At 71.0% G+C, this 4,676-nt stretch carries 4 protein-coding genes; all 4 read left to right on the top strand.

Annotated features, from left to right (window positions below):
• Positions 1-100: 100 nt before the first annotated feature.
• The 4 genes from ispG to fdxA are packed head-to-tail and all read left to right on the top strand — an operon-like array spanning position 101 to position 4,478.
• Positions 101-1,288, top strand: coding sequence for a flavodoxin-dependent (E)-4-hydroxy-3-methylbut-2-enyl-diphosphate synthase (gene ispG, locus ACFXAZ_RS19440; protein WP_384592315.1), 1,188 nt, complete (start codon positions 101-103; stop codon positions 1,286-1,288).
• The gene (locus ACFXAZ_RS19435; RefSeq protein ID WP_384592312.1) at positions 1,285-3,177 is read left to right on the top strand and encodes a 2-oxoacid:acceptor oxidoreductase subunit alpha; all 1,893 of its coding nucleotides are present in this window, start codon (positions 1,285-1,287) and stop codon (positions 3,175-3,177) included. The genes ispG and ACFXAZ_RS19435 overlap by 4 nt, the downstream gene beginning before the upstream one ends.
• On the top strand, positions 3,167-4,105 hold the full coding sequence (locus tag ACFXAZ_RS19430; RefSeq protein ID WP_384592309.1) for a 2-oxoacid:ferredoxin oxidoreductase subunit beta: 939 nt from the start codon (positions 3,167-3,169) through the stop codon (positions 4,103-4,105). The genes ACFXAZ_RS19435 and ACFXAZ_RS19430 overlap by 11 nt, the downstream gene beginning before the upstream one ends.
• 52 nt (positions 4,106-4,157) lie before the next feature.
• On the top strand, positions 4,158-4,478 hold the full coding sequence (gene fdxA, locus ACFXAZ_RS19425; RefSeq protein WP_384592306.1) for a ferredoxin: 321 nt from the start codon (positions 4,158-4,160) through the stop codon (positions 4,476-4,478).
• Positions 4,479-4,676: the final 198 nt, after the last annotated feature.

The raw sequence follows: 4,676 nt of genomic DNA, 5'->3' as shown, positions 1-4,676 counted from the left end.
GCCCCGGCCCCGGCCCGCCACTTCCACCGCTCTCAACGGCACACAGTCATCAGCCACCACCCGGTCCGCCCGGACCGGCCGACCTTCTTGGGGACCTGTCATGTCTGTCACTCTCGGAGTGCCGACGGTGCCGCCGAGGCTGGCCCGACGACGTACCAGCCGTCAGATCCAGGTAGGGACCGTACCCGTGGGCGGCGACGCCCCGGTCTCGGTCCAGTCCATGACCACCACCCGCACGTCCGACATCGGCGCCACGCTCCAGCAGATCGCCGAACTCACCGCGTCCGGCTGCCAGATCGTCCGGGTCGCCTGCCCGACGCAGGACGACGCCGACGCCCTCGCGACCATCGCGCGCAAGTCGCAGATCCCGGTGATCGCCGACATCCACTTCCAGCCGAAGTACGTGTTCGCCGCCATCGAGGCGGGCTGCGCGGCCGTTCGGGTCAATCCGGGCAACATCAAGCAGTTCGACGACAAGGTCCGCGAGATCGCGCGGGCCGCCCACGACCACGGCACACCGGTCCGTATCGGCGTCAACGCGGGCTCTCTGGACCGCCGCCTGCTGAAGAAGTACGGCAGGGCCACCCCGGAGGCGCTGGTCGAGAGCGCGTTGTGGGAGGCGTCGCTGTTCGAGGAGCACGACTTCCGGGACATCAAGATCTCGGTCAAGCACAACGACCCCGTCGTCATGGTCGAGGCCTACACCCAGCTCGCCGCCCAGTGCGACTACCCGCTGCACCTCGGGGTGACGGAGGCGGGCCCCGCCTTCCAGGGCACGATCAAGTCGGCCGTGGCCTTCGGCGCCTTGCTGTCCCGGGGCATCGGCGACACCATCCGTGTCTCGTTGTCCGCGCCCCCGGTCGAGGAGGTCAAGGTCGGCAACCAGATCCTGGAGTCCCTGAACCTCAAGCAGCGCGGCCTGGAGATCGTGTCCTGCCCGTCCTGCGGACGCGCCCAGGTCGACGTCTACAAGCTGGCCGAAGAAGTCACGGCCGGACTGGAGGGCATGGACATCCCACTGCGGGTGGCCGTCATGGGCTGCGTGGTCAACGGCCCCGGCGAGGCCAGGGAAGCGGACCTCGGCGTCGCCTCCGGCAACGGCAAGGGGCAGATCTTCGTCAAGGGCGAGGTCGTCAGGACCGTACCCGAGTCGAAGATCGTCGAGACGCTCATCGAGGAGGCGTTCAAGCTCGCGGAGCTGATGCGGCACGGCGAAGAGGACGAAGAGGACGGAGCCGACGACTCCCACGAGACCGTCGCCGCCGCCGGACAGGAGAGCGCCAAGTGAGCACACCGGGCACCGTCGAACAGCTCGACCGGGTCGTGATCCGCTTCGCCGGTGACTCCGGCGACGGCATGCAGCTGACCGGCGACCGGTTCACGGCGGAGACCGCCGGCTTCGGCAACGACCTGTCGACGCTGCCGGACTTCCCCGCCGAGATCCGCGCCCCCGCGGGCACCCTGCCCGGCGTCTCCTCGTTCCAGCTGCACTTCGCCGACCACGACATCATCACCCCGGGCGACGCCCCGGACGTCCTGGTCGCGATGAACCCGGCCGCGCTCAGGGCCAACCTGGCCGACCTTCCGCGCGGCGCCGAAGTCATTCTCGACACCGATGAGTTCACCCGGCGGGCGCTGGCGAAGGTGGGCTGGAGCACCAGCCCCCTGGACGACGGCACGCTGGCGGCGTACCGGGTGCACCCGGTGGCGCTGACCACGCTGACCGTCGAGGCGCTGGGGGACTCGGGGCTCACCCGCAAGGAAGCGGAGCGGGCGAAGAACATGTTCGCGCTGGGCCTGCTGTCCTGGATGTACCACCGGCCCACCGAGGGCACCGAACGGTTCCTGCGCACCAAGTTCGCCCGCAGACCGGAGCTGGCCGAGGCCAATGTGACCGCCTTCCGGGCGGGCTGGAACTACGGCGAGACCACCGAGTCGTTCGCCGTCTCCTACGAGGTCGCCCCGGCGAAGCGCGCCTTCACCCCGGGCCGGCACCGCAACATCTCCGGCAATCTGGCCCTCGCCCTGGGCCTGGTGACCGCCGCCGAACGCGCGCGGCTGCCCCTGTTCCTCGGCTCGTACCCGATCACCCCGGCCTCGGACATCCTGCACGAGCTGGCGCGGCACAAGAACTTCGGGGTGCGCACCTTCCAGGCGGAGGACGAGATCGCCGGCATCGGCGCGGCCCTCGGCGCCGCCTACGGCGGATCGCTGGCGGTGACGACGACCTCCGGGCCGGGCGTGGCCCTCAAGTCGGAGACCATCGGTCTCGCCGTCTCCCTGGAACTGCCCCTCCTGGTCGTCGACATCCAGCGCGGCGGCCCGTCGACCGGTCTGCCGACCAAGACGGAACAGGCGGATCTCCTCCAGGCGCTGTACGGCCGCAACGGCGAGGCCCCGGTGCCGGTGATCGCCGCGCACACCCCGGCCGACTGCTTCGACGCCGCCCTTGAGGCGGCGCGCATCGCGCTGACCTACCGCACCCCGGTGTTCCTGCTCTCCGACGGCTATCTCGCCAACGGCTCCGAACCCTGGCGCATCCCCGACGTGGCCGAACTGCCCGACCTGCACGTCGAGTTCGCCACCGCCCCCAACCGCCCCGACGGCTCCTTCTGGCCGTATCTGCGCGACCCCGGGACCCTGGCCCGCCCCTGGGCGCTGCCGGGCACCCCGGGCCTCGAACACCGCATCGGCGGCATCGAGAAACAGGACGGCACGGGCGACATCTCCTACGACCCCGCCAACCATGACTTCATGGTCCGCACCCGCCAGGCCAAGATCGACGGCATCGCCGTACCCGACCTGGCGGTCGACGACCCGTCCGGCGACGCCCCACTGCTGGTGCTGGGCTGGGGGTCGACATACGGGCCGATCACCACGGCCGTGCGTGACGTACGGGCCGCCGGGGTCCGGGTCGCCACCGCGCAGCTGCGCCACCTCAACCCCTTCCCCGCCAACCTCGGCGCGGTGCTGCGCCGCTACGAACGGGTCCTGGTCCCGGAGATGAACCTCGGCCAGCTCGCGCTGCTGCTGCGCGGACGGTTCCTGGTGGACGTGCGCTCCCACACCCAGGTCTCCGGCATGCCGTTCCGGGCCGCGCGGCTGGCCGCCGTGATCGAGGAGAACGCGAGGAACGTCAGCGCGGTAGAAGACATGGAGGCCCACGGTGCCCACTGACCTCGCGCTCACCGCGAAGGACTTCAAGTCCGGCCAGGAGGTGCGCTGGTGCCCCGGCTGCGGCGACTACGCCATCCTCGCCGCCGTCCAGGGCTTCCTGCCGGAGCTGGGCATCGCGCGCGAGAACATCGTCTTCGTCTCGGGCATCGGCTGCTCCTCCCGCTTCCCGTACTACCTGAACACCTACGGCCTGCACTCCGTGCACGGCCGCGCCCCCGCCATCGCGACCGGCCTGGCCTGCGCCCGCCCCGATCTGTCGGTGTGGGTGGTCACCGGCGACGGCGACGCCCTGTCGATCGGCGGCAACCATCTCATCCACGCCCTGCGCCGCAACGTGAACCTCAAGATCCTGCTGTTCAACAACCAGATCTATGGGCTGACCAAAGGCCAGTACTCGCCGACCAGCGAGCGGGGCAAGGTCACGAAGTCGAGCCCGCTGGGGTCCCTCGACGAGCCGTTCAACCCGCTGTCGCTGGCCATCGGCGCCGAGGCCTCCTTCGTCGCCCGCACGATCGACTCCGACCGGGGGCACCTGACGGACGTCCTGCGCCGGGCCGCCGCCCACCCCGGCACGGCCCTGGTGGAGATCTACCAGAACTGCAACATCTTCAACGACGGCGCCTTCGACGCGCTCAAGGACCCCGCCACCCGCGACGACGCCCTGCTGCGCCTGGAGCACGGCCGGCCCTACCGGCTCACCCCGGACGCCGACGACATCGTCCACGACGTCGCGGACCCCGACCCCACCGCCGCCTTCGCCCTCTCCCGGCTGCGGCATCCCACCCCCATCGGCGTCCTGCGCGACCTACGGCGCCCCGTCTACGACCGGCTGATGAACGACCAGCTGGAGCGGGCCGTGGCCGAGCGGGGCCCGGGCGACCTGGCCGCGCTGCTGGCCGGGGACGACACCTGGACGGTCGGGGCCTGAGCCCCGACGAGCACCGCACACCGACCCGCGACCCGAACGGAAGGAAGCACCCGTGACCTACGTCATCGCCCAGCCCTGCGTGGACGTCAAGGACAAGGCATGCATCGAGGAATGCCCCGTCGACTGCATCTACGAGGGCCGGCGATCCCTGTACATCCACCCGGACGAATGCGTCGACTGCGGCGCCTGCGAACCGGTCTGCCCCGTCGAGGCGATCTTCTACGAGGACGATGTGCCCGAGGACTGGAAGGACTACCACCGGTCGAACGTCGAGTTCTTCGACGACCTCGGCTCACCCGGCGGCGCCGGCGGCCTCGGCCCGGTCGAACGCGACCACCCGCTCGTCGCCGGACAGCCGGTCCGCACGGCATGAGCCGCGCCGCGCTGCGGGGCCTCGGCCTCTCCCGGGAGTAACCGCGCCCCCTGTCCACCGCACCGGGCCGCGGCGGACCGTGGCGGTCCGGCGTCGCCATGCGGAGGGGGGGGGGGGGGCGGTGCTCTCTCCGATTTCACAGAAAACCACACTGCACCCTTCCTCGACACGCGCCCCCCCCCCCCCCCACCGACTCTG

Source organism: Streptomyces sp. NPDC059477 (assembly GCF_042749375.1).
Classification (GTDB): Bacteria; Actinomycetota; Actinomycetes; order Streptomycetales; family Streptomycetaceae; genus Streptomyces.
This window is presented reverse-complemented; position numbering and strand designations above follow the sequence as displayed.

Excerpts from the sequence above, each read along its gene's own strand:
- ispG (WP_384592315.1), top strand. The coding sequence starts at position 101 with ATGTCTGTCACTCTCGGAGTGCCGACGGTGCCGCCGAGGCTGGCCCGA.